The sequence below is a fragment of the Methylobacterium sp. 13MFTsu3.1M2 genome (genome assembly GCF_900112625.1).
Lineage (GTDB): Bacteria > Pseudomonadota > Alphaproteobacteria > Rhizobiales > Beijerinckiaceae > Methylobacterium.
Window position 1 is genome coordinate 1 of the sequence record NZ_FOMM01000029.1, and the last position, 23294, is coordinate 23294.

General features: G+C 71.9%; 17 protein-coding genes and 1 pseudogene. 9 read left to right on the plus strand and 9 right to left on the minus strand.

Translation table 11 applies throughout. The features are described from left to right. Positions 1-474 (plus strand): annotated as a pseudogene (locus tag BM314_RS24730) (sugar transporter); the annotation flags it as partial. Positions 475-672: 198 nt separating this feature from the next. On the opposite strand, the gene BM314_RS24735 reads toward BM314_RS24730, so the two are convergent. The 3 genes from BM314_RS24735 to BM314_RS24745 form a co-directional block, all read right to left on the minus strand. Further along, positions 673-2040, minus strand: a complete 1368-nt coding sequence (locus BM314_RS24735) for an aminotransferase class I/II-fold pyridoxal phosphate-dependent enzyme (protein WP_012317954.1) — start codon at positions 2038-2040, stop codon at positions 673-675. After that, complete coding sequence (locus BM314_RS24740; protein WP_170868176.1) at positions 2037-9479, minus strand: type I polyketide synthase; 7443 nt, start codon at positions 9477-9479, stop codon at positions 2037-2039. Before BM314_RS24740 ends, BM314_RS24735 begins: the two co-directional genes overlap by 4 nt. A 368-nt stretch (positions 9480-9847) precedes the next feature. Next, on the minus strand, positions 9848-11191 hold the full coding sequence (locus tag BM314_RS24745) for a UDP-glucose dehydrogenase family protein (RefSeq protein ID WP_091980908.1): 1344 nt from the start codon (positions 11189-11191) through the stop codon (positions 9848-9850). 312 nt (positions 11192-11503) lie between these two features. Here BM314_RS24745 and argB point away from each other — a divergent pair, with 312 nt between their 5' ends. From argB to rplS, 3 genes are all read left to right on the plus strand, one after another. Continuing rightward, positions 11504-12397, plus strand: coding sequence for an acetylglutamate kinase (argB, locus tag BM314_RS24750; protein WP_020095286.1), 894 nt, complete (start codon positions 11504-11506; stop codon positions 12395-12397). A gap of 201 nt (positions 12398-12598) precedes the next feature. Beyond that, positions 12599-13348, plus strand: coding sequence for a pyrimidine 5'-nucleotidase (locus BM314_RS24755; RefSeq protein WP_042672461.1), 750 nt, complete (start codon positions 12599-12601; stop codon positions 13346-13348). Positions 13349-13570: 222 nt separating this feature from the next. Next, positions 13571-13972, plus strand: coding sequence for a 50S ribosomal protein L19 (gene rplS / locus BM314_RS24760; protein WP_091980910.1), 402 nt, complete (start codon positions 13571-13573; stop codon positions 13970-13972). A 114-nt stretch (positions 13973-14086) separates the two neighbouring features. On the opposite strand, the gene BM314_RS24765 is transcribed toward rplS, so the two are convergent. The 3 genes from BM314_RS24765 to BM314_RS24775 form a co-directional block, all read right to left on the minus strand. Further along, positions 14087-15673: a methyl-accepting chemotaxis protein gene (locus BM314_RS24765; protein ID WP_083916205.1), complete on the minus strand. Its 1587-nt coding sequence runs from the start codon at positions 15671-15673 to the stop codon at positions 14087-14089. A gap of 482 nt (positions 15674-16155) precedes the next feature. After that, a complete protein-coding gene (locus BM314_RS24770; protein ID WP_091980913.1) occupies positions 16156-16539 on the minus strand; it encodes a RidA family protein in 384 nt (127 codons plus the stop codon). Continuing rightward, positions 16536-17750, minus strand: a complete 1215-nt coding sequence (locus BM314_RS24775; protein ID WP_020095291.1) for a lytic murein transglycosylase — start codon at positions 17748-17750, stop codon at positions 16536-16538. The genes BM314_RS24770 and BM314_RS24775 overlap by 4 nt, the downstream gene beginning before the upstream one ends. A 171-nt stretch (positions 17751-17921) precedes the next feature. Between BM314_RS24775 and BM314_RS24780 the strand changes: the two genes are divergently transcribed. Beyond that, positions 17922-18263 carry a carboxymuconolactone decarboxylase family protein gene (locus tag BM314_RS24780; RefSeq protein ID WP_020095292.1) on the plus strand — a complete coding sequence of 114 codons (342 nt, stop codon included), beginning with the start codon at positions 17922-17924 and terminating at the stop codon, positions 18261-18263. Positions 18264-18311: 48 nt separating this feature from the next. Here the strand turns inward: BM314_RS24780 and BM314_RS24785 are convergent, their stop codons facing one another. After that, positions 18312-18965: a TetR/AcrR family transcriptional regulator gene (locus BM314_RS24785; protein ID WP_091980916.1), complete on the minus strand. Its 654-nt coding sequence runs from the start codon at positions 18963-18965 to the stop codon at positions 18312-18314. A gap of 94 nt (positions 18966-19059) precedes the next feature. On the opposite strand from BM314_RS24785, the gene BM314_RS24790 reads away from it, so the two are divergent. Continuing rightward, positions 19060-19731 (plus strand): O-methyltransferase, encoded by a 672-nt coding sequence (locus BM314_RS24790; protein ID WP_091980918.1) that lies wholly within the window; start codon positions 19060-19062, stop codon positions 19729-19731. Between the two features lie 72 nt (positions 19732-19803). On the opposite strand, the gene leuD is transcribed toward BM314_RS24790, so the two are convergent. Then, positions 19804-20406 (minus strand): 3-isopropylmalate dehydratase small subunit, encoded by a 603-nt coding sequence (gene leuD / locus BM314_RS24795; protein WP_020095295.1) that lies wholly within the window; start codon positions 20404-20406, stop codon positions 19804-19806. 69 nt (positions 20407-20475) lie between these two features. Next, on the minus strand, positions 20476-21207 hold the full coding sequence (locus BM314_RS24800; protein ID WP_091928214.1) for a HisA/HisF-related TIM barrel protein: 732 nt from the start codon (positions 21205-21207) through the stop codon (positions 20476-20478). Positions 21208-21216: 9 nt separating this feature from the next. Here BM314_RS24800 and BM314_RS24805 point away from each other — a divergent pair, with 9 nt between their 5' ends. The 3 genes from BM314_RS24805 to BM314_RS24815 are packed head-to-tail and all read left to right on the plus strand — an operon-like array spanning position 21217 to position 23269. Further along, on the plus strand, positions 21217-22266 hold the full coding sequence (locus BM314_RS24805; RefSeq protein ID WP_091980921.1) for a hydantoinase/oxoprolinase family protein: 1050 nt from the start codon (positions 21217-21219) through the stop codon (positions 22264-22266). Beyond that, positions 22263-22463: a hypothetical protein gene (locus BM314_RS24810; protein WP_012317969.1), complete on the plus strand. Its 201-nt coding sequence runs from the start codon at positions 22263-22265 to the stop codon at positions 22461-22463. Before BM314_RS24805 ends, BM314_RS24810 begins: the two co-directional genes overlap by 4 nt. Positions 22464-22486: 23 nt before the next feature. Beyond that, complete coding sequence (locus BM314_RS24815; RefSeq protein ID WP_091980924.1) at positions 22487-23269, plus strand: hypothetical protein; 783 nt, start codon at positions 22487-22489, stop codon at positions 23267-23269. Positions 23270-23294 lie beyond the last annotated feature (25 nt).

A 23294-nucleotide genomic window follows, 5' to 3' on the forward strand; every position in this document is an offset into this window, starting at 1 on the left:
ACGGTGGTGTCGAACCCGCGGGAGAACATCTACCTGCGGCCCAACGACGTGCTGACGCTCGTGCGCGACCCGCAGACCTTCATCGCGGTGGGCGCGCTGGGCAACAGCACCGAGCTGCCGTTCCAGGCCGACGGCATCACGCTGGCGCAGGCGCTGGCCAAGGCGCGCGGCCTGTCGGACTTCGCCGCCGACCCGGCCGGGACGTTCATCTTCCGGTTCGAGCCGGCCAGCGTCGTGCGCCGGCTCAGCCCCGGCTCGAAGCTTCTGGGCACGCCTCTGGTGCCGGTGGTCTACCGGATCGACATGCGCGACCCCAACAGCCTGTTCGTGTCCCAGGCGTTCCGGATGCGCAACCGCGACCTGATCTACGTGTCGAACGCACCCTTCACCGAGGTCCAGAAGGTCCTCACCGCCTTCAACGGCGTCACGGGCCCCGTCTCCTCGGCCGCCCTGGCCTATTCCTACGCCAAGTAAGGCGGCGCACCGCGACGTGGGCACCCACCCCACCGCGCGACGGATGCCGGGTTCGCGTCGCGCCGATCCGGCCGATGCGCGCGTCCGACCGAGACCGCGGAGACCGGTCGCCCGAATGCCGAAGGGGGCGCGGATGTGATCCGCGCCCCCTTCTTCGTAATGCTCTCGGGGAACCGGGGCTCCCGGCCCCGGCCGGGCTCAGACGCGCTTCGCCAGCAGTTGCTCGATCAGCGAGCCGCCCTTGTCGATGGCGGCGAGCTCCTCCGCCACCGCGTTCACGGTGTCGCGGATCTGGTCGGGGGTGTGCTCGGAGGTGAGGAAGAAGCGCAGGCGCGAGGCCCGCTCCGGCACGGCCGGGTGGATGATCGGCTGCACGTTGATGCCCCGGCGGAACAGCCGGTCCGACAGCGTCACCGCCTTCAGCGAGTCGCCGACGATGATCGGCACGACCGCGAGGCCGAGGCTGAAGCCGGTGTCGAGGCCGAGCTTCTTGGCGGTGGCCAGGAACAGGGTGCCGTTCTGGCGCAGGCGCTCGACCCGCTCCGGCTCGGCGTGCATCACGGCCAGCGCCGCCTCGGCGGCGGCGGCCAGCGGCGGCGACATGCCGACGCTGTACACGAAGCCGCCGGCCGTGTGCTTCAGGTACTCGATCAGCGCGATCGGGCCGCAGATGTAGCCGCCGCAGGTGGACAGCGTCTTCGACAGGGTGCCCATCCAGATGTCGACCTCGCGGGGGTCGACACCGCAATGCTCGAACAGGCCGGCGCCGGTGCGGCCGGTGACGCCGAGGCCGTGCGCCTCGTCGACCATCAGCCACGCGTCGTAGCGCTTCTTGAGGGCCACGAGCCCGGCGAGGTCCGGCGCGTCGCCGTCCATGCTGTAGAGGCCCTCGACCACGATCAGCGCCCGGCGATGCTCGTGGCGGGTCGACTGGAGCAGGGTCTCCAGGGCGTCGAGGTCGTTATGCGCGAAGGAGCGGCGCTGGGCGCCCGACAGCTGCGCGCCGGTGACGATGCTGTTGTGGGACAGCGCGTCGTGGAAGATCACGTCGCCGGCTTCCAGCAGGGCACCGATGGTCGTGACGTTGGTGGCGTGGCCGCTCACCATCACGATGCAGCCCTCGGACTGGTAGTGCTTGGCCAGCGCCTGCTCGAGGCTGATGTGTCCGGGCCGCTCGCCCGCCACCACGCGGCTCGCCGACGCGGAGGTGCCGTAGGCCTCGATCGCCTCCCGGGCGGCGTTGCTCACCCGCGGATGACCGTTCAGGCCGAGGTAATCGTAGGACGAGAAGTTGGTGAAGCTCTTCTGGTCGATCCGCGTCGTGGCCCCGGCCTTGGCGTCGTGGACGCGGAAGAACGGGTTGCCCAGACCGATCAGGTCGGCCGCCTGGCGCTGGAGCTTCAGCTCGCGGTAGCCCGGCAGGTTCTCGAAGTTCTGCGCCGCCGACTTGCCGGCGGGAGAGGCCGTCTTGACGGGGGCCGGGCGCGGCGTCGCGCGCCCGAGCCGGTTGGTCACGAAGCCGGCGAGCGCCGCGCGCCCGCCGTCCGGCCGTGCCGTGTCGGTCATGAGTTGGTCTCTTTGATCTCGCTGGACGTCTGCTCGATGAGTTCCTTGAGAGGCGCGAGGATCTGCGCATCGACCTCACCGCCGACATGCTTCGAGACGAGGCTCATCGCGACGCCGGCCGTCTCGTCCATGGGCGCGGAAACCGCCTGAATTAAGGACTCTGACAGCTCATTGACAGTCATGCCCGACGAAAGTCCGGCGGGCGGCGCGTCGAGGGCGAAGCGCTCCTGCAGGCTGGCGCCGAGCTCGACACCCATCAGCGAGTCGAGGCCGATCTCCGAGAGCTGGCGCACGCGGCTGATGTCGTCCTTCGGCAGTCGCAGGATGCGGGCGATGTCCTCGACAATCGCGTCCGACACGGTCTTGCGGACCGCGTCGAGGTCGCCGCCCTTGAGCAGCGACGCGATGTTGATCGCCTGGACGCCGCCGGCCTCGGCCTGCTGGTCCGAGCCGAGTTCGGCGTAGCTCGGCGAGCGCATGGTGGCGAGACGCTCGCGCGCCTTGCCCCAGTGCATCGCCGCGATGGCGATGACCGCCTCGTCGGGGGCCGTGCCCTGGCTGCCCAGCGCCTCGGCCATCAGGTCGAGGCAGCGGCGGGCCTCCATCGGCGTGACGCCGACGCGGCCGGCGAGGCCTTCCATGACCGCCTTGTTGCGGGCGAGCATGCCGACATCGCCGATGGCGCCCCAGGCCACGGCCAGCGCGGGCAGGCCGCGGCGGCGGCGCTGGCGCGCGAGTCCCTCCATGAAGCCGTTGGCGGCCACGTAGGACCCCTGGCCCGGGTTGCCGATGAAGGTCGTCGCCGAGGAGAACAGGACGAAGTAGTCGAGGCTCCGGTCGCGGGTGGCGGCGTCCAGGTGCTGGGCGCCGATCACCTTGGGGCCGATCACCGCGTCGAGCGCCGCGGCGTCGATGTTGGAGATCAGGCCGTCCTGGAGCACCGCCGCGGCGTGCAGCACGCCCGCGAGCTTCCTGCCGCCCTGCTCGATCCCGGCGATGAGCCGGTCCACCGAGGCGCGGCTCGTGATGTCGACGGCCTTGGCCTCGACGGTCACGCCCCGCGCGGTGAGTTCCGCGACGATGGCCTTGGCCTCGTCGGTGGCCGCGCCCTTGCGGCCCGCGAGCACGAGGTGCTTGGCACCCCGGTCGATCAGCCAGCGCGCCGCCTCCAGGCCGAAGCCGCCGAGGCCGCCGGTCAGCAGGTGGACGCCCTCGGCCGAGACCGTGAACGGCCGGGCCGTGTCCTTCATGATCGTGCCGGCCTTCGGCGGGCTGATCACGATCTTCCCGATATGGCCGGACTGCTGCATCAGCCGGAACGCGTCCGAGGTCTCGGCCGCCGTGAAGGGCTGATAGGGCAGGGGCTTGAGGCCGCCGTCGTTGAACAGGGCCATGACCTCGCGGAACATTCGCGCGCCGTCGTCGCCCTGGTGCTGGATCACCTGGTCGAGGTCGACGCCGAAGTAGCTGAGGTTCCGCCGGAACGGGCGCAGGCCGATATGGGTGTTGGCGACGTAGTCGCGCTTGCCCAGCTCGACGAAGCGGCCGAACGGCCGGAGGGCGTTGAGCGAGCGCTCCATCGCCTCGCCGAACAGGCTGTTCAGCACGATGTCGACGCCGTCGCCGGTGATCGCTCGGACCTCGTCCACGAAGGCCAGGGAGCGGGAATCGAGCACGTGCTCGGCGCCCAGCGCCTTCACGAGGGCCCGCTTCTCGCGGGAGCCGGCCGTGGCGATGACCCGGGCACCCTTCAGCTTGGCGATCTGCAGGGCCGCCAGCCCGACGCCGCCCGCGCCGCCGTGGACCAGCACCCACTCGCCGCGCCGCATCCGGGCGCAGGAGACGAGGCCGTAATAGGCGGTGAGGAAGGCCACCGGCACGGTGGCGGCCGCCATCGGGTCGAGGCCGTGCGGCATCGGCGCGACGACGAGGTCCGGCACAACGATGTGCGTGGCGAAGCCCGACTGCGCGAAGGCGACGACCGGGTCACCGACCTTGAAGCCCTTCACGCCCGGGCCGACGGCCGTGACGCGGCCGGCACACTCGAGGCCGAGGCGGGGGCCGGCGAAGCCGTCCTCGAGGATCTCCTCGGGGAGCATCGAGAGCGCCCAGAGAACGTCGCGGAAGTTGAGGCCGGTGGCCTCGACCGCGATCTCCATCTCGCCCTTGCCGGGAGCGCGGCGCTCGGCCGGCCCCCAGACCATCTCGCTCAAGCCGCCGGTGTTGCTGCGCTCCAGGCGCGCGGCCTCGGCCGGGACGGCGTCGGCCGGATCCCGGTGCTGCGGCCGGCCGGCGTGGAAGCGCACGACCTGGGTCCGCTCGTCGTCCAGCACGATCTCGGTCTCCGGGGTGCCGGAGAGGATGAGGTCGCGCAGGCGCTCGGAGGCGCGCTTCGACGACATCTCGGGGGAGAGGTCGATGCGGCGGACGTCGAGGTTCGGGGCTTCGTTGGCGAGCGTGCGGGAGAAGGCCCACACGCCCGCCTCGATGTTGGTGGTCTGGCCGCCGCGGTCGCGGGTCGCGCCAGGCGCCACGACCCAGAGCTTGGTCTGGCGGGATCCCAGGTGCTCGGTGCAGCGCTTCAGGCTGAGGCAGCGGTCGCGCAGCCGCTCGGACGCCTCGCCGCCGCGGGTGAAGGCGCCGGCCAGGAACACCACCGTGTCGGGGGTCTCCTTCTCCAGCTCCATCAGGGAGGTCTCGGAGTCGAGGATGATCGAGACGTGCACGCCGCCCGCGACCAGCAGGGTCGCCAGGGAGGAGGCGGTCTCGGCCGCGAACTCGTCGTCCGAGCCGATGATGAAGGCGAAGCTCTGCGCCGGGGCCGGGCCCGGACGCACCGGCGCCTCGGCCGTCAGCAGCAGGTCGTCGCCGTTGGCGGAGGCGGCCCGCTCGACCTCGACCTTGACCAGGCCGTGGGCGCTCAGGATGCGCTGCCAGCCCTCGATGTCCTCGAGCCGGCCCACGGGCAGGCCGCCCGCGGCCTCCTCGAACCAGCCGGCCGTCAGTCCGAACACGAGGTCGCGGAACAGGGAGGCGCCCGGCTCCACGGCCACCAGCAGGCCGCCGGTGGCGAGCGCCCCGGCGAGCTGGCCCGGGAGGCCGCGGTCGCCGCGATGCAGGCTGCCCGACGCCAGGATCAGGTCGAAGCTGCCGGGCGCGAGCTCCTCGGCGGTCTCGACCACGGCGGCGGCACGGCCGAGCGACAGGCGGGCGCGCTCGGCGAGCCGGCGGTCGGTCTCGAAGACGGTGAGCCGGGCCTCGGCGACGGACGCGAAGGTCGCGGTCTGGGCCGAGAGCGGGCCGAAGCCGACCTGCAGGACCCGCAGCGCCCGCTCCTTCGGGAGCTGGGCACGGCTCCGCTCGATCAGGCCGGCGACCACGTCGGCGCCGTGGCGCGCGGTGGCCGAGCGCAGCACGAAGGCGTCGATCGCCCCCTGCGGCAGGGACGGTGCGTCGGTGAGCGTGCCGGCGAGAAGCCGGTCGACCAGGGCGCCGACATCGGCGATCAGCACGAGCTCGGCCGAGAGGTCCGGATGGTCGCCGGCGATCCAGCGCATGATCTCGTCGGGCGCCGGCAGGGCGGAGCCGTCGCCGAGCGTCCAGTTCTGGCCGGCGCGCTCGGCGAGGCCGCTGCTCTCCAGGGCGTAGAGCGCGTTCAGCAGCCAGGGGCGCAGGGCCTCCGGCACGCGGCTGTCAGTGACCGAGACGGTCTCCCCCTGCGCCAGCCCGGAGGCGAGGCGGTAGGCGAGCGAGGTCGCCCAGCCCTCCAGCAGGAGGTGGCCCGGCGACAGGGCGGCGTCGGGCGGCCCCTTCGACTCGGCGGCGAGCGGGCGCAGACGCGCGGCCACGCTCGGGCGGCGCTCCATCGGGATCGCGGTCGGCTCGGTGGCGAGCTCCGGCACCTGCGAGATCGCGAAGGTCGAGAGGTCGCCGCCGCTCTTGGCGCGCAGGGCCTGGAACCGGCCCTCGCGGATCGTGGCGATGACCGCGCCCTCGGCGTCGAGGAGCGTGAAGTCGGCCAGGATCGAGCGCTCGTTGCAGCGGCGGGTGCGGATGATCGAGCGGGCGATCACCGCGCCGGGGCGCAGCATCCGGACCTCGCCGAAGCGCACCGGGATGTAGGCCTTGCCGCCGTTCTCGCCGAGCAGGTCGGCGAACAGCAGGATCAGCCCGTGGAAGCACGCGTCGAGCCGGTTCGGCACCAGGCCGTAGCGGGTGTCGGGCTCGGCCGGCAGCAGGTCGGAGACGATCGTGGCGTCGTCGAGCCGCGCGCTCATCGCCACCTGCTGGAAGCTCGGGCCGAAGCCGAGCCCGGAGGCGAGGGCCTTGGCGTAGAGCGCGTCGCCGGTGAGGACGTGGTCGCCCGCGGTCTCGAAGCTGAAGCCGTCGAGATCCGGCGTCTTCGGGGCCGAGAAGGTGCCCTCGACGATCTTTGCCTGGGCATGCAGCTGCCAGGGGGTCTGGGTCAGGCGGGGCCGGCTCAGCACCTGGATGCCGTTGCCGGAGCCCGACAGGCGCACCGCGACCTCGCGCAGGGCGTCCTCGGCGAACACCATCGGCGCCACGATCTCGAAGTCGGCCAGCACGACCTCGTCGTCGCGCAGGGCCTCGCGAACGCAGGCCAGGGCCATCTCGACGAAGCCGGCGCCCGGCATGATCACCTGGCCGTCGACCTTGTGATCCTCCAGTTCCGGCACGGTCACCGGGTCGACGAAGCCGTTCCACTCCAGCCCGTCGAAGGTCGTGCGCGACCCGATCAGCGGGTGATAGGGGCGGGGGCTCATCGCGCCGACGCCCTCGGTGGTGTCGGCGAGGCGGAACGGGCGGCGCTGCCACGGGTAGGAGGGCAGGCGGACGTCGCCCTTCGGCGCGTCGCCGAACAGCAGCGTCTCGTCGACCTGCGCGCCCTGGACGAGGGCGGCGCTGACCGCCTTGGCGATCGGGTCGCCGCCGGAGGCCTTGCGGTGCATCACGCCGACCGTGGCGGTCTCGATGCCCAGCGGCTCGACCGCGTCGCCGACGTGCGACATGAGGGTGGCGCGCGGGCCGACCTCCACGAACACGCGGGCGCCGCGGCGGGTGGCGTCCTGCACGGCCTCGCAGAAGCGCACGGGCTCGCGGATGTTGCGCCACCAGTAGCCGGCGCCGAAATTCTCGCCGCCCAGCACCGAGCCGGTCACGGTCGAGACCATCGCGGTGGCGCCGGTTCGCGACTTGAGGCCCGCGAGGTCGCGCAGCAGCGGCTTCTCGGTCGGGTCCATCAGCCGTCCGTGGAAGGCGTAGGCGAGGTCGAGCTTGCGGCCGCGGCGGCGCTTGCGCGACAGGGCCTTGATGGCGGCGTCGATGTCGGCCACCGGCCCGGCGACCGTGACGGCCTTGGGGCTGTTGTAGGCGGCGATGTCGAGGGTCGGGTAATCCTTGAGGAAGGTCTCGACCTCCTCGGCCGGCATCAGCAGCACCGCCATGGTGCCCTGGCCGTGCGTCGTCTCCTGGTGGTGGCTGCGGTAGTAGATGACCCGGACCGCGTCCTCCAGGCTGAGGATCCCGGCGGCCTCGGCGGCCGCGATCTCGCCCACGGAGTGGCCGAGGACGTAGGACGGGATCAGGCCCTTCGCCTTGAGCGCGGCCGTCGAGGCGCTCTCGATGGCGAAGATCAGCGGCTGCGAGACGCTGGTCAGCGCGAGGCGCTCGTCGAGGTCGTCGGCGTAGAGCGCGTCCTTCAGCGACCAGTCCGAGTAGGCCCGGAACAGGGTGTCGATCCGGTCGAAGGTCGCGCGGAAGGTCGCGTTCTCCTCGTAGGCCTCGCGGCCCATGCCGGCCCACTGGCTGCCGTTGCCGGAATAGATGAAGGCCACCTCGGCGACGCGGTCGACCGCGGTGCCGGTGAAGGCGTCCTGCGTGTCCTCGCCCTCGCCGACGGCGCGCAGCGCCGCGGCGACGTCGGTCTTGCCGTCGAGCGCGACGGCGAGGCGGGCGGGCATGCGCTCGCGGCGATGCGCCACCGCGGCCGCCACGGTCGCGACCTGCTCGGGGGCGGCCTCGAGGCGCTCGGCGTAGTCGAGGGCGAGCTCGTTCAGCGCCGCCCGGCTCTGGGCCGAGAGTAGCAGCACCTGGGCCTGGGGCTCCGCGGTCGCGGCGGCGGGCTTCGCCCAGGCGGGCGCGTCGGTGATGACGACGTGGGCGTTGGTGCCGCCGAAGCCGAAGGAGTTGACGCCGGCGAAGCGCTCGCGCGAGCCGCGGCCGATCTTCAGCGGCGCGCGCACGACGTCCAGGTTGAGCTCGCCGAAGGGGATCTCGGGATTGAGCTCGGCCGCGTGCAGCGACGGCGGGACGAGATCGTGCTCGAGCGCCAGAGTCGCCTTCATCAGGCCGGCGAGGCCGGAGACCGGCTCGGTGTGGCCGATATTGGTCTTGATCGAGCCGATCGGCAGCGGCGCCTGCCGGCCGCGGCCGAGCTTCGAGCCGATGGCCGAGGCCTCGATCGGGTCGCCCACCGGCGTGCCGGTGCCGTGCGCCTCCATGAAGGCGAGGTCGTCGAGGCGGATCTCGGCCTCGCGGTAGACCTTCTCCAGCAGGGCGCCCTGGGCGTAGCCCGAGGGGAGGGAGATGCCGGTGGTCCGGCCGTCGGAGTTGATGCCGGAGGCGGCGACGACCGCGCGCACGGTAGCGCCGTTGCGCCGCGCGGCCTCGGCCGACTGCAGCACGAACACCACGCCGCCCTCGGAGCGCACGTAGCCGTCGGCATTCTTGGAGAAGGCCTGGCACAGGCCGGTGCGCGAGAGCATCTGCGCGGTGGAGAAGCAGATGAAGTTGAACGGGCTCGCCAGCACGTTCACGCCGGCGACGACCGCGGTGTCCACGCGGCCCGACCGGATCGCCTGCACGGCGTTGTCGAAGGCGACGAGCGAGGACGAGCAGGCCGTGTCGACCGTAAAGCTCGGGCCCTTGAGGTCGAAGATGTAGGAGATGCGGTTCGAGATGATCGAGAGCGTGTTGCCGGTCGCCGCGTAAGCGTCGCCCGACGGCGCGTCGAGGATGCGCAGGTTGCCGTAATCGAGGGACGAGGCGCCGACGAACACGCCGATATTGCTGCCGGCCACGCTCGACGGGCGCAGGCCCGCGTCCTCGAGGGCTTCCCAGGTCAGCTCGAGCAGCATCCGCTGCTGCGGATCCATCTGCTCGGCCTCGCGGGGCGAGATGCCGAAGACCGACGGGTCGAACGACCAGACGTCGTCGATGACACCGGCCGCCCAGGTGTAGCTCTTGCCGCGCTCATGGGCGCGCGGATGGGCGAACCGCTCCAGGGAGAACCGGTCGGCCGGCACCTTGCTGACGGCGCAGCGCCCTTCGGACAGGAGTGACCAGAGCCCATCCACGCTGGGGGCCCCGGGCAGTCGGCATGCGCGTCCGACGATCGCAATGTCTGTACGTTGTGTCACGTTCGGTTCGCACACGCTCGTTATCGGAAGTCGGCTCGGCTCTCGACGAGTGAGTACCCTCTCACCCCTTACTGTGGCACCATTGCGGTGTCCAACCAGCCCTAACGCGAGGTCATCCCCGCGTGGCAAAATTGCCAGAGGCTGTGACATGTATTCATCAGAAGCTTATCCAATTCCTACGGTCAAAACGCCAAGTTTGAACCGCCGGACCGGCTGCCGAGACGCGGGCTCGATCACGATAAAGCCACAGTTGCGCCTCCGCGGACGCCGCCCGTCTAGCGGCATCGATGCCGATTCCGGAAGAAATCTTCGCGATGTCGCGCAGGTCCCGCACAGGAATCCGGGCTCGAAGGCCGGCGCGGTGATGATCAAGACCCGATCCGGGCGACGCTCTCCTTGGTTCGTCCGACGCCGCAATAGGTGAAACCGTGGCGCGCGGCGCTCGCGGGGTCGTAGATGTTGCGCAGGTCGATCAGCACGGGAGCCGCCTCACCGGACGACATGGCCTGACGCAGTCGGTCGAGGTCGAGGGCCCGGAACGCGTTCCACTCGGTGACGATCACCACCGCGTCGGCGCCCTCGGCGCAGGCGTAGGCGTTCTCGGCGTAATCCACAGCCGGCATCAGGATCCGAGCCTGCTCCATGCCCTCGGGATCGTAGGCGCGGATTACGGCGCCGGCGTCCTGCAGGCCCGCCACGATCGCCAGCGCGGGCGCGTCGCGCATGTCGTCGGTGTTCGGCTTGAAGGTCAGGCCGAGGAGGGCGATCGTCTTGCCCCGCACCGACCCGCCGCAGGCCTTGATCACCTTGCGCGCCATCGCGCGCTTGCGCTGGTCGTTGACCGCCACCACCGTCTCGACCAGCCGCAGCGGCGTGCCCGCGTCCTGCGCGGTCTTGACCAGGGCCAGCGTGTCCTTGGGGAAGCACGAGCCGCCGTAGCCCGGCCCGGCATGCAGGAACTTCGACCCGATCCGGTTGTCCAGGCCGATGCCGCGCGCCACCGCCTGCACGTCCGCGCCCACCGCCTCGCACAGGTCCGCCACTTCGTTGATGAACGTGATCTTCGCCGCGAGGAACGCGTTCGCCGCGTACTTGGTCAGCTCGGCCGTCCGGCGCCACATCACCACGATCGGCGCCGCGTTGAGGTAGAGCGGCCGGTAGACCTCCCCCATCACAGCCACGGCCCGCGCCTCCTCGGCGCCGACGACGATGCGGTCGGGGCGCTTGAAGTCGGCGATGGCCGCGCCCTCGCGCAGGAACTCGGGATTCGAGGCGACCGCGAACTGCGCCTCGGGGTTGGTCTCGCGGATGATGCGCTCGACCTCGTCGCCCGTGCCCACCGGAACGGTCGACTTGGTCACAACCACGGTGAAGCCGGACAGGGACCCGGCGATCTCCCGGGCGGCATCGAACACGTAGCTCAGGTCGGCGAAGCCGTCGCCGCGGCGGGAGGGCGTGCCCACCGCGATGAAGATCGCGTCCGCCTCGGCCACGGCGTCCCGCATGGTCGCGCGGAATGCGAGCCGGCCCTGGCGGACGTTCTCGGCGACCAGGACGTCGAGGCCCGGCTCGTAGATCGGCATGCGGCCGGCGTTCAGGCTGGCGATCTTGTCGGGATCCCGGTCGATGCACACGACCGTGTGGCCGAAATCGGCCAGGCAGGCGCCGGAGACCAGGCCGACATATCCGGCCCCAATCATCGCAATCCGCATCGGGCCCTCCCGGCAGCTCGCCCTCGGCTTGCTGCGATGCAACATGATCCGGGCCGCGTGAGGATGCAACCCGGGCCAGCCTGGATCTGCTCCAGTCTGTCACGGTAATGCAACACCCGCGAAGGATGACTGTAGTTTGACAGCGGGTCCCGGAGCGCCCCGCATCGGCCGCCGATCCGCGCTGCGCGCCTCCGCGACGGCGCGCGGGGCGGCTTCGCAGCGCGGGCGGGTTCCTGTAGAAGCGCCCCCGCCCGACGGGGAGGCCCGGATCCGCCCCCGAGGACCCGACCCAAGGATCGGTGAAGGACCGCGATGACCGAATTGCCCAACGTGCACGTGCGTGCCGAGGTCCTGGCCCAGGCGCTGCCCCACATGCAGCGCTACGACCAGGAGATCGTCGTCATCAAGTACGGCGGCCACGCCATGGGCGACCGGGCCGCGGCCGAGGACTTCGCCGAGGACATCGTCCTCCTGGAGCAGTCCGGGCTGAAGCCGATCGTCGTGCACGGCGGCGGGCCGCAGATCGGCAAGATGCTCGACCGGCTCGGCATCCAGTCCGAGTTCCGCGGCGGCCTGCGCGTCACCGACGAGGCCACCGTCGAGGTGGTCGAGATGGTCCTGGCCGGCCTGATCAACAAGCAGATCGTCGGCTGGATCTCGGCCGAGGGCGGCCGGGCGGTCGGCCTGTGCGGCAAGGACGGCAACATGGTCCGGGCCAAGCGGGCGATGAAGACCGTCGTCGATCCCGAGAGCCGCGTGGAGCAGACCGTCGATCTGGGCCTCGTCGGCGAGCCGGACCACGTCGAGCGCGGCGTCCTCGACGCGGTCCTCAAGGCCGAGCTGATCCCGGTCCTGGCGCCGGTCGCCTACGGGGCGGACGGGCAGACCTACAACGTGAACGCCGACACCTTCGCGGGGGCGATCGCCGGAGCGCTCCGGGCCAAGCGCCTGCTGCTGCTCACCGACGTGCCGGGCGTCCTCGACAAGGACAAGAAGCTGATCCCGGAACTCACCGTGGAGGATTGCCGGCGCCTGATCGCCGACGGCACCATCACGGGCGGGATGATCCCGAAGATCGAGACCTGCATGTACGCGATCGAGCGCGGCGTCGAGGCGGTCGTCATCCTCGACGGCAAGGTCAACCACGCCGTGCTGCTCGAGCTGTTCACCGATTACGGTGCCGGCACCCTGATCCGTCGCGGCTGAGATCCGGACCGCCCGCGCACCGTGCCGGATCCCGGCGCGGCGCGCGGGCGCAACCTCCGCGCGCCCAGCGCATTGTCGTACCCCGCCCGCCCCGGAGGGGCCGGCCCAACAAGGCTCGGGCAAGGTACCGGCAAGCACCGAACTTGCGAGCTTGACCGTTCCAGTCCAGATTCCGGGGCAACAGCAACCTGAGGGGTTCCGGTGCACCACCCCGACAAGGCCCAGTTCACCACGCCCGCGGCGCGCGGCTTCGCCGATGTCGACACCTGGGTGTTCGACCTCGACAACACGCTCTACCCGAGCGACGCGGCGGTCTGGCCGAAGGTCGACGAGCGCATCACCCTGTACGTGATGCAGCTCTACGGGCTCGACGGGATCTCGGCCCGAGCCCTGCAGAAGTACTTCTACCACCGCTACGGAACGACGCTGTCGGCGCTGATGGTCGAGTCGCGGGTCGATCCCCACGACTTCCTCGATTTCGCGCACGACATCGACCATTCGTCGATCAAGCTCGACAAGAGCCTCGGCGACGCGATCGAGCGGCTGCCCGGGCGCAAGCTGATCCTGACCAACGGGTCGCGCCGGCACGCCGAGAACGTTGCCGCCAAGCTCGGCATCCTCGACCATTTCGAGGACGTGTTCGACATCGCCGCCGCCGACTTCGTGCCGAAGCCGGAGCGCACGACCTACGAGCGGTTCCTAGAGAAGCACGCCGTCGAACCGACCCGCGCCGCCCTGTTCGAGGACATCGCCCGCAACCTCGCGGTGCCGCACGACCTCGGCATGGCGACCGTGCTGGTGGTGCCGAAGGTCACCGATCCCTACCGCGAGGCCTTCGAGCAGGAGGCGGTGCGCGAGCCGCATATCGACCACATCACGGACGATCTCGCCGCCTTCCTCTCTGCCTGCGTGCTGCCCGAAGTACGATCCGCATCCGGGGAGCGCCGCTGACGCGAGGCCGGAGCGCTTCACGGGCGGCGCGCATCGGGCCCTGATCCCAAGTCGACCGACGATCCGCCGCGCCGGCAGCAGCGCGGACGGATCGCGGCGGCAACCCAATCGACAAGCCGGCGCCGATCCTGTAGAGAGCCGCCCAACTCACAACAGGATCGCCGAAATCCTGGCGCCGATCGCCCATGAGGGGCGGAACGGCGCGACGGCCGGAGCTATGCCATGAACATCATCGAGCAGCTGGAGCGCGAGGAAGTCGCGCGCCTCGCCAAGACCATCCCGGATTTCGAGCCGGGCGATACGCTCATCGTCAACGTCCGCGTGAAGGAAGGCGAGCGCACCCGCGTCCAGGCCTACGAGGGCGTCTGCATCGCCCGCTCGGGCGGCGGCCTCAACGAGAGCTTCACGGTCCGCAAGATCTCCTACGGTGAGGGCGTGGAGCGCGTCTTCCCGGTCCATTCGCCGATGATCGACTCGATCAAGGTGGCCCGCCGCGGCAAGGTGCGCCGCGCCAAGCTGTACTACCTGCGCGACCGGCGCGGTAAGTCGGCCCGCATCGTCGAGCGCACCGACCGTTACAAGGCCAAGGACGCCCCGGCCCAGGCGCCGGCTGCCGCCGAGTAAGCTGTCCGATTCGCTCCGCAGGCCGGAGCGATCGCCCCGTTTCAGACCGGTCCGGCTCAGCCGGGCCGGTTTTTTCGTGGCCGACAGGTCCGTCCAGTCGGCCGATAGCGCTCCTCAGGCAGCCCGGATCCCGTCGAGAAGCCGGTGGATCTCGGCGGAGAGCTGATCGGACCTGCGCGACAGGTCGATCGCGGCGCCGAGCACCTGCTCGGCCGCCTCGCCCGTCGCCTCGGCGCCCTGCGAGACCTCGGCGATGTTGCCGGTGACGGCCTCCGTGCCGGCCGCCGCGCGCGCGACGCTGCGCACGATCTCCTCGGTGGTCGCGCCCTGCTGCTCGATCGCGGCCGCGACGGATGCGGCGAGCGTGCTGACCTCGCCCACGCTGCGGCCGATCCCGTGGATCGCCTCCACGGCCTGCCGGGTCGAGGCCTGGACCGCGCCGATCCGCGCGGCGATCTCCTCGGTTGCGGCCGCGGTCTGCTCGGCCAGCGCCTTGACCTCCCCCGCCACGATGGCGAAGCCCCGGCCCGCCTCGCCGGCCCGCGCCGCCTCGATCGTGGCGTTGAGGGCGAGGAGGTTGGTCTGACGGGCGATGCCGGCGATCATGCTGGCGACGGCCCCGATCCGCTCGGCCCCGTCGGCGAGATCGCCCACGAGGGCGTCCGTGCGCCGCGCCTCGGTGGCCGCCCGCGCGGTCTTGGCCGAGGATTGCGCCATCCGTCCGGAGATCTCCTGGATGGTGATCGCCATCTCCTCGGTGGCTGCGGCGACGCTCTGCACGCTCCCGGCGGTCTCCTGCGCGGCCCCGGCGACGCGCGTCGCTCGGGCACTCGTGCGCGACGCCGTCCGCGCCATCGCCTCGGCGGTCGCCTGCATCTCCGTGGCGGCCGCGGAGACGCCCGTCATCAGCGCCCCGGCCCGGGCCTCGAACGCCCGGGTGAGCGCGTCGAGGGTCTGCGCATGCCGGACCTTGGCCTCAGCTTCGCGCGCGACCGCCCGGTCCGTCTCGGCCTTGGCGACCAGCGCCTGCCGGAACACTTCGACGGTCCGGGCCATCTGACCGATCTCGTCCGTCCGCTCGAGTCCCGGTATCGGCTCCGCGCCGTCGCCCCGGGCGAGCGCCTGCATCCGGCGACCGAGGCGGTCGAGCGGGCGCGTGATGCCGCGCCCGATCAGGACGGAGCCGATCACGCCGAGCGCGCCGACCCCGAGCAGAAGGCCGGTCGCCGCGAGGGCGAGCGCCTGGAAGGCGGCCCTGATGTCGTCGGTGTAGGTCCCAGCCGCGATCATGATGTCCCAGGGCTCGAACCTGACGGCGAGCGTCGTCTTCGGAGACAGGCCTTCGTGCCCCGGCCGGGGGTAGAGATAGCTCAGCGTCGCCGTGTCGGAGGTCTTCAGCCGTTCGATCAGCGTTCCGGCCGCACGAACGCCGTTGACCCGGGTCTCCAGCTGGTTGCTGCCGACGAGACGGCGGTCGGGGACCGCGAGGACCGTGCCGTCCATCGCGTAGATGGCGACGTAGTTGGTGCCGTTATCGAATCGCATGGCCATGGCGGTCTCCGCCAGCTCCGCCCGAGCTGCCTCACGGGACAGGGCGCCGCTCCTGACCCGGCTCTCGAGACTTTGCGCATAGGTGGTGAACAACTCCGTGGCCGTGCGCAGGGACTGCAGCCGCCCCGACAGCATTTCCTGGTAATACATGCGCAGTCCGATGACACCGATGACCGATACAAGCAGCCCTATCAAGGCAATCTGCGTCATCATCCTACGCGATAGATTTTTACTCAAAAATATCTTTATCATAATACGTTCCGCGAGATCGACAAAGTCGTCGATGCTGCGGTGTGGCCTGATAAATCTGAGCCCGCATGTCAACGTAATCTCGCAGATCTGGATCGAGATCTGAAAGACACGCGGTTCAGGCGCGCAGGGCGGGCGAGGAAGCGGTCACCCGCGACGCGGTCTGCGCCGGCTGCAGGAGCGGGCCGTCAGTCGGCGAGCAGAACCTGAGATCGTGCCCGTGGCGCGGGGCTACGCCCGACCAGCCCGAATGACCGGGATCGAGTCGCTCCCTTGCACGCAGAGCTCGGGCACGATGGGGATGACGTCATCTGCGGATCGGAGTGGCGCCGCGGCCCGACGGAACGGCGTGGAGATGGCGCGATCGGGAGCGGGACAGGCGTCTAGCCGATCCGCGCGGTCACCTCGATCTCGACGCGCATCTCGGGGCGCAGGAGGCCCGCCACGACCACGATCGTGGCGGCGGGCCGGACGTCCGCCAGCACCCGCCCGCAGACGGCCAGCACGGCCTCGGCATCGTCCCGGTCGGTGACGTAGTAGGTGGCGCGCAGGACGCCGGCGAGGCCGGTTCCGGCCTCGGCGAGGACCGAACGGATCGTGCGCCAGCAGGCCTCGGCCTGCGCGGCGGCGCCGTCGGGCATCGTCATCGTGGCGTAGTCGTAGCCGGTCGTCCCAGAGAGGTAGACGGTGTCGCCGTCGACCACCGCCCGGGAGTAGCCGTAATCCCGCTCGAACGGGGACCCCGACGTGATCAGCCGCCGGCTCATCCGCCGCGCAGGGCCTCCAGAACTTTGCCGCCGGCGCGGCCCGTCGGTGTCATGCCGAGCCGGCGCTCGACGTCCTTGATGGCGTCGCGCGTCTTCTGGCCGACCTTACCGTCCGGCTCGCCGACGTCGTAGCCGCGGGCGGCCAGTCGGGTCTGGAGGTCGCGGCGCTCGGCCCGCGACAGGGGCGGGTCGTCGGTCGGCCAGGCGGCCTGGACGCCGGGCCGGCCGCGCAGCCGGTCGGACAGGACCGCGATGGCGAGGCCGTAGGATTCGGCGGCGTTGTATGAGTAGATCGCGTCGAAGTTCCGGGTCACCAGGAAGGCCGGTCCGTCGATGCCGGCGGGCGCCAGGATCCCGGCCGGGCCCTCGCCCGAGAGCGGGCGCCCGTCCGCGCGGGTGACGCCGAGCGACGCCCAGTGGGCGACCGGCTTCTTGTTCTTGCGCCCGGCGGCGCCGACGTTGAAGCCGCGGGGCAGCTTCACCTCGTAGCCCCAGACCTGACCGTTCTGCCACTTGGCGACGCGCAGGAAGTTGGCGGTGGAGGCGACGGCGTCGGCCACGGAGTCGACCACGTCGCGCCGGCCGTCGCCGTCGCCGTCCACGGCGAGTCGCTGATAGGTCGTTGGCATGAACTGGGTCTGGCCGAAGGCGCCCGCCCAGGAGCCGGTCAGCCGCTCCGGCGCGATGTCGCCGCGCTCGATGATCCGCAGGGTGGCGATCAGCTCGCCGCGGAAGAAGTCCCGACGGCGGTTGTTCGAGCAGGCGAGCGTCGCCAGCGACTGCACCAGCGGCATCTTGCCGAGGTTCTTGCCGAAATTCGACTCGACGCCCCAGACCGCCGCGATCGTGTAGCGGTCGACCCCGTAGCGCGACTCGGCCTGGGCGAGCGCCGCCGCGTTCTGGCGCATGGCCGCGCGCCCGTCCTCGACCCGCTCGTCGTCGACGAGCGCCGCCATGTAGTCCCAGATCGGCGTCTTGAACTCGGGCTGCGCCTGGGACAGCTCGATCACCTTGTCGTCGTAGCCGATGCCGCTCGTGGCGGCCCGGAAGGTCTGCGCCGAGACGCCCGCCGCTGCCGCCTGCGACTGGATGCCGGCGAGGCAGCTGTCGAAATCGGCCCGCGCCGGCAGGCTCGCCAGGGGCAGGACCGCGATGCCGGCGAGCAGCCCGAGCGCGCGCGCCGTCCTCGGTCCCGTCGGGTGCTTCGGCATGCTGACGATCCTCACGATGCGGAACGGAGTCTGGGCGCGGATTCAGGCGACATGTGGGTTAACGAACGGTGAGGAAACCCGCCTCGTCTTGACCCTTCGGCCTACCAACCGGTAGGTTGGCACCGTACTGGCGCATCGCCGGTCGGGTCAACGAACAGGGAGACGGGACGCATGATGAAGGACTGGAATCAGTACGGCGCCGAGCTCGTCAGCACGCTCGGGCGCATCGGTGCGGTGAGCCCGGACCTCCTCAAGGCCCACGACCAGCTCGCCGCGGCGGCCCCGACCGAGCGCAAGCTGGACGCGAAGACCCGCGAGCTGATCGCCCTCGCGGTCGCGGTCACGACCCGGTGCGACGGCTGCATCGCGGTGCATTCCGACGCCGCCCGCAAGGCCGGCGCGAGCAAGGAGGAGGTCGTGGAGGCGCTGGGCGTGGCGGTGGCACTGAACGCCGGCGCCGCCCTGGTCTACACCGCCCGCGCCTTCGAGGCGTTCACCGGCGAGTCCGGCTGAGCCGACCGGGATAGGGCCGCGTCCGGTTCGCCGGGCCGGGGCTCGTCTTCAGGGCGGCGTGCCGGCCCGGTCTCGGCTGCCCAGGCGGTCCAGATAGGCGCAGAGCATGTCGGCCAGGGCGTCCGCGAAGGTCGCCATGGCCGCCTCGGTCCGGACCACCTCCGAGATGCGCTCGCCGACCTCGCCGAGCGTCATCGCGATGATCTCGCCCGCGACCGCCAGGTCCGTCTCGGGCGACGCGGGAAGTGCCGCGCGCAGGAAGTCGCGGAAGGCCTGCGAGCCGGCCAGCTGCGGCTCCGCGGCCTCGGGCGCGTCGCGATAGGCCGGGGCGGCCGCGTCGAGGGCCCGGCGCATCGCGGCCTCCGCGCATTCCGAGCGCACGAAGGCGTGGACGGCGGCGCGCAGGCGCTCGCCGGGCGCGCAAGCGGGATCCGTCAGGATGCCGGCGAGGAGGGCGCTCGTGTCCCGCCACTCGTCGCTCTGGAGCTGGAACAGGATCGCCGCCTTGTTGGGGAAGTACTGGTAGAGCGAGCCGATGCTGACGCCGGCGCGCTCGGCGACCCGCGCCGTCGTGAAGCGCGCCGCGCCGACCTCCGCCAGAACCTGAGCGGCGGCCTCCAGAACGGCCGCGACGAGGTCGCTGGAGCGCGCCTGCCGGGGCTGCTTTCGCCTGAAGATTCCGAGACTTGGCCGGTCGGGCATGGGGCGGGGCTCGGAACGCGAATAGGCGCGGGCAGGGGGCGCCGGTACTCTGCGTCGTGTTCAGTTGAACGCGCAAGACGGAAAGCAACGCGCCATGTCACTCTCAGCATCCACACTCGCCGAACCGCGTATCGCGTCGCTGTTGGACAGTCTCTTCGCGCGGGCGGAGGCCTCCTCACCCTTGAGCGCCATCGGCGATCTCTCGGCGGACGAGCGGGCGCGCCTCATGGGCAGCCGCACCGGCTACCGGGACTTCTACAGCCGGCTCAAGGATATGCCCCTCGCGGTCTCTCGGGAGACCGGCCGGCTGCTCTACATGCTCGCGCGAACCCGCCGGGCGCGGACGATCGTCGAGTTCGGCACGTCCTTCGGTCTCTCGACCCTGCACCTCGCCGCGGCCCTGCGCGACAACGGCGGCGGCCGGCTGATCACCTGCGAGTTCGAGCCGTCCAAGGTGGTGCGGGCGCGGGCGAACCTGATGGAGGCCGGGCTGGCGGACCTCGTCGAGTTCCGCGAGGGCGACGCCCTCCAGACCCTCGGCCTCGACCTACCCGACTCGGTCGACCTGCTACTCCTCGACGGGGCGAAGGGGCTCTATCCGGAGGTTCTGAGCCTCGTGGAGAGTCGCCTCGGACCGGGGGCCCTGGTGGTCGCCGACAACGCGGACCACAGCCCGGACTACCTGCAGCGGGTGCGCGCGCCGAGCCGCGGCTACCTGTCGGTGCCGTTCGCCGAGGACGTGGAGCTGTCCATGCGGCTCGGGTGAGGCAGGCCCTGGCCTCGGACCGGCGGTCGCGTCAGCCCGACGCGACCGCCGTCGGGACGCGGGTCCGGTCGCTCAGGCCCACTCGCGCTGGGCGAGCTTCTGCTCGTAGGCGTCGATGGAGGAGACGCGCTCCAGCGTCAGCCCGATCTCGTCCAGGCCGTTCAGCAGGTTGTGCTTGCGGCCCTCGTCGACGTCGAAATGCAGGGTGCCGCCGTCCGGTCCCCGGATCGTCTGCGCCGCCAGGTCGACCGTCAGGGTGGCGTTCGCGCCGCGCTCGGCGTCCTCGAAGAGCTTCTCCAGATCCTCGGGCGACACGACGATCGCCAAGATGCCGTTCTTCGCGCAGTTGTTGAAGAAGATGTCGGCGAAGCTCGTGGAGATCACGCAGCGGATGCCGAAATCGGCCAGCGCCCAGGGCGCGTGCTCCCGGGACGAGCCGCAGCCGAAATTGTCGCCGCACACCAGGATCTTGCTGTTCCGGTAGGCCGGCTGGTTGAGGATGAAGTCCGGGTTCTCGGAGCCGTCCTCCCGGTAGCGCATCTCGGCGAACAGGCTCTTGCCGAGGCCGGTCCGCCGGATCGTCTTCAGGTACTTCGCCGGGATGATCCGGTCGGTATCGACGTTGATCGTCCGCAGGGGCGCCGCGACGCCCTCCAGGGTGGTGAACTTTTCCATCGTCTGACGGCTCGTGTCGGTGGTCTCTCTGTCGCGCGGTTTAGCAGCCGCGGGCCCGGGCCGGAAGCGTCAGGCGAGGTCGGGCGCCGTCGCCCGGGACAGGGTGCCGTCGTGGAGGGCCGAGGCGACCAGCGCCCCGGCGATCCCGGCCGCCCGGAGCGCCCGCAGGTCGTCCGGGCCGCGCACGCCGCCCGCCGCGTAGAGGCGGCGATCCGGCGCCCGCGCCCGCAGGGCTCCCAGGGCCGCGAGGTCCGGGCCGGCCCCGGCGCCGACCTGCGCCAGCGTCATGGCGATCACCTCCGGCGGCCAGAGCGCCGGATCGTCGTGGAGGGCCGCCGGGCCGAGCCGCTCCGCGCCGCGCGTGTCGAGGGAGAACACCGCCCGGTCGCCGAGCCGCGTCACGAGGTCGGCATCCGCCTGGCTCTCGCTGCCGATCACCGGTCGCCCGAGCCCGGCCTCCAGGAACGCCGCGACGCCCTCCGGCTCGGCGAAGCCGGCATCGACCCACAGGGCGATCCCCGGGCAGGCGCGGGCGATCGCCTCCAGGGCGCGGAGATCGGGCGCGGCGCGGTCGATGATCGCGTCGAGATCGGCGACGTAGAGGATCGCGGCGGGCCACGCGTCGACCAGCCCGCGGGCCACCGCGTCCGGCGCCGAGCCCTTTGCCAAGGGCGTCTCGATCGGGGCATAGGAGGAGCGCTCGCCCCGGCGCGCCCGCACCACGCGGCCGCCCCGGAGATCGAGCACCGGGATCACCGCGAAGCCGGGGCGCCCGATCCTGTGGTCCATCGAGGCGCTCATCGCGGTCCCATGCGCTCATCAAACCCAACGACCATCGGGTGGGACCTCGGCGGGGTCCACGTCAAGGTCGCCCTGGTCGAGGACGGCCGGGTCGCGGCCGCCGCCCAGGTGCCGTGCCCGCTCTGGCAGGGCCTGCCGGCCCTCGACCGGGCGCTGGAGGCCGCCCCCGACTGGGCCCGCGGCGCGGCCCTGCACGCCGTGACCATGACGGGCGAGCTGACCGACTGCTTCGCCGACCGGCGCGACGGCGTCGCGGCGCTCGCCGGATGGGCCGGGTCGCACCTCGCCGGGACCGTGCGGATCTACGCCGGCCGCTCCGGCCTCGTCGCCCCCGAGGCGGCCGCGTCCCTGTCGGCGGACGTGGCCTCGGCCAACTGGCACGCCACCGCGGCGCTCGCCGGCCGGCACGTCCCGGATGCGCTGCTGGTCGATATCGGCTCGACCACCGCCGACCTGATTCCCGTCGTGGGCGGGCGGCCGGCCGCGACCGGCTACAGCGACGCCGAGCGGCTGGAGACCGGCGAGCTCGTCTATACCGGCGCGGTGCGCACGCCGGTGATCGCCCTGTCCGACCACGCCCCCTTCGCGGGCCGCCGGACCCGGCTGATGACCGAGACCTTCGCCCACATGGCGGACGTCTACCGCATCCTCGGCCAGCTCCCCGAGGGCGCCGACCAGCAGCCGAGCGGCGACCGCAAGGGCAAGACGGTCGCCGAGAGCGAGACCCGGCTCGCCCGGATCGTCGGGCGGGACCGGGCGGAGGCGCCCGGAGCGGCCTGGACGGCGCTCGCCGCCCATTTCGCCGAGGCGCAGCTGCGCCTGCTGCACGACGCGGCGGCGGAGATCCTCAGCCGGCCCGACATCGGCGCGGACGCGCCCCTCGTCCTGTGCGGCGCCGGCGCCTTCGTGGGCGCCCGCCTCGCCGAGCGTCTCGGCCGGTCCTCGACACCGCTCGTGACGCTGCTGGCGGACCGGATCGGCGGCGCGCGCGACGGCATCTCGACCTGTGGACCGGCGGTGGCGGTCGGCCTCATCGCCGCGGAGGAGGCACTCGCATGAGCGCAATCAAGATCCTGGCCCGGATCCTGACGGCCCGGGTCGGGCCGCATATCGAGCTGGCCGTCGAGACGGAGACCGGAGAGGTTCTGAAGGTGCTCGCCACCGAGGACCAGGTCGACCGGCTGGTCGACGAGCTCGAGGACATCCTCAACTCGCCCGCCGACCCGGAGGATGACGGGCCGCCCCAGGCGGCCTGAGGCCCCGGGACCCGCCGGTCGCCATGAGCCTGATCGCCGCCAAGATCGTCGTCACGCCGACCCTGATGTGGGCCGTGTCGGCGGCCGCGCGCCGGTGGGGCAGCCTCGTCGGCGGCCTGCTCTCGGGCCTCCCGCTGACCTCGGCGCCGATCTCGATCTACCTCGCCGCCGAGCAGGGCGAGCGCTTCGCCGCCGACGCGGCGATCGGCTCGGTGGAGGGGCTCGGCGCGGTCACCGTCAGCTACCTCGTCTACGCCGTCGCCGCGCCGCGGACGGGGGGCCTCGCGGCCGCGCTGCTCGCCCTCGCGGGCTTCGTCCTCGGCGGCGCGCTGCTGCACGGGGTGATCCAGCCCGGCCTGTGGCTCGCCACGGCGATCGACCTGCCGGCGATGGTCCTGGTGGTCGCCCTGTGCCGGCCGGCCGCGGGGACCGAATCGCCGGCCCGCCGGGCGCGCCCGCCGCGCTGGGACATGCCGGCCCGGCTCGCGGCCGCCACCGCCCTGGTCCTGCTGGTCTCGGGGCTGGCGCCGCATCTCGGCTCCGGCCTGAGCGGCGTCCTGGCGCCGATCCCGATCATCTCCTGGCCGCTCATCGTCTTCGCCCGGGCGCAGGACGGCGTCGGCGCCGCCCTGGAGGTGGTGCGCGGCAGCGCCCAGGGCGCGTTCGGCGTGCTGGCCTTCTATGTCTGCGTGCACCTGCTGCTCGGGCGCATCGACCCGGTCGCGGCCTACGCCGCCGCGATCGCGGTGTCGGCGGCCTGCGTGCTGCCGTGGCTGGTCGCGCGGCGGCGCCCGCTTTCCGCGTGACCGGGCCGCGCCGAGGCGACCGCGG

Coding starts and splice junctions, on each gene's coding strand:
- argB (WP_020095286.1), top strand. CDS start 11,504: ATGACCGAATTGCCCAACGTGCACGTGCGTGCCGAGGTCCTGGCCCAG.
- BM314_RS24800 (WP_091928214.1), bottom strand. CDS start 21,207: ATGAGCGCCTCGATGGACCACAGGATCGGGCGCCCCGGCTTCGCGGTG.
- BM314_RS24770 (WP_091980913.1), bottom strand. CDS start 16,539: ATGAGCCGGCGGCTGATCACGTCGGGGTCCCCGTTCGAGCGGGATTAC.
- BM314_RS24775 (WP_020095291.1), bottom strand. CDS start 17,750: ATGCCGAAGCACCCGACGGGACCGAGGACGGCGCGCGCGCTCGGGCTG.
- BM314_RS24765 (WP_083916205.1), bottom strand. CDS start 15,673: ATGTATTACCAGGAAATGCTGTCGGGGCGGCTGCAGTCCCTGCGCACG.
- BM314_RS24785 (WP_091980916.1), bottom strand. CDS start 18,965: ATGCCCGACCGGCCAAGTCTCGGAATCTTCAGGCGAAAGCAGCCCCGG.
- BM314_RS24735 (WP_012317954.1), bottom strand. CDS start 2,040: ATGACCGACACGGCACGGCCGGACGGCGGGCGCGCGGCGCTCGCCGGC.
- BM314_RS24780 (WP_020095292.1), top strand. CDS start 17,922: ATGATGAAGGACTGGAATCAGTACGGCGCCGAGCTCGTCAGCACGCTC.
- BM314_RS24815 (WP_091980924.1), top strand. CDS start 22,487: ATGAGCCTGATCGCCGCCAAGATCGTCGTCACGCCGACCCTGATGTGG.
- leuD (WP_020095295.1), bottom strand. CDS start 20,406: ATGGAAAAGTTCACCACCCTGGAGGGCGTCGCGGCGCCCCTGCGGACG.
- BM314_RS24745 (WP_091980908.1), bottom strand. CDS start 11,191: ATGCGGATTGCGATGATTGGGGCCGGATATGTCGGCCTGGTCTCCGGC.
- rplS (WP_091980910.1), top strand. CDS start 13,571: ATGAACATCATCGAGCAGCTGGAGCGCGAGGAAGTCGCGCGCCTCGCC.
- BM314_RS24805 (WP_091980921.1), top strand. CDS start 21,217: ATGCGCTCATCAAACCCAACGACCATCGGGTGGGACCTCGGCGGGGTC.
- BM314_RS24810 (WP_012317969.1), top strand. CDS start 22,263: ATGAGCGCAATCAAGATCCTGGCCCGGATCCTGACGGCCCGGGTCGGG.
- BM314_RS24790 (WP_091980918.1), top strand. CDS start 19,060: ATGTCACTCTCAGCATCCACACTCGCCGAACCGCGTATCGCGTCGCTG.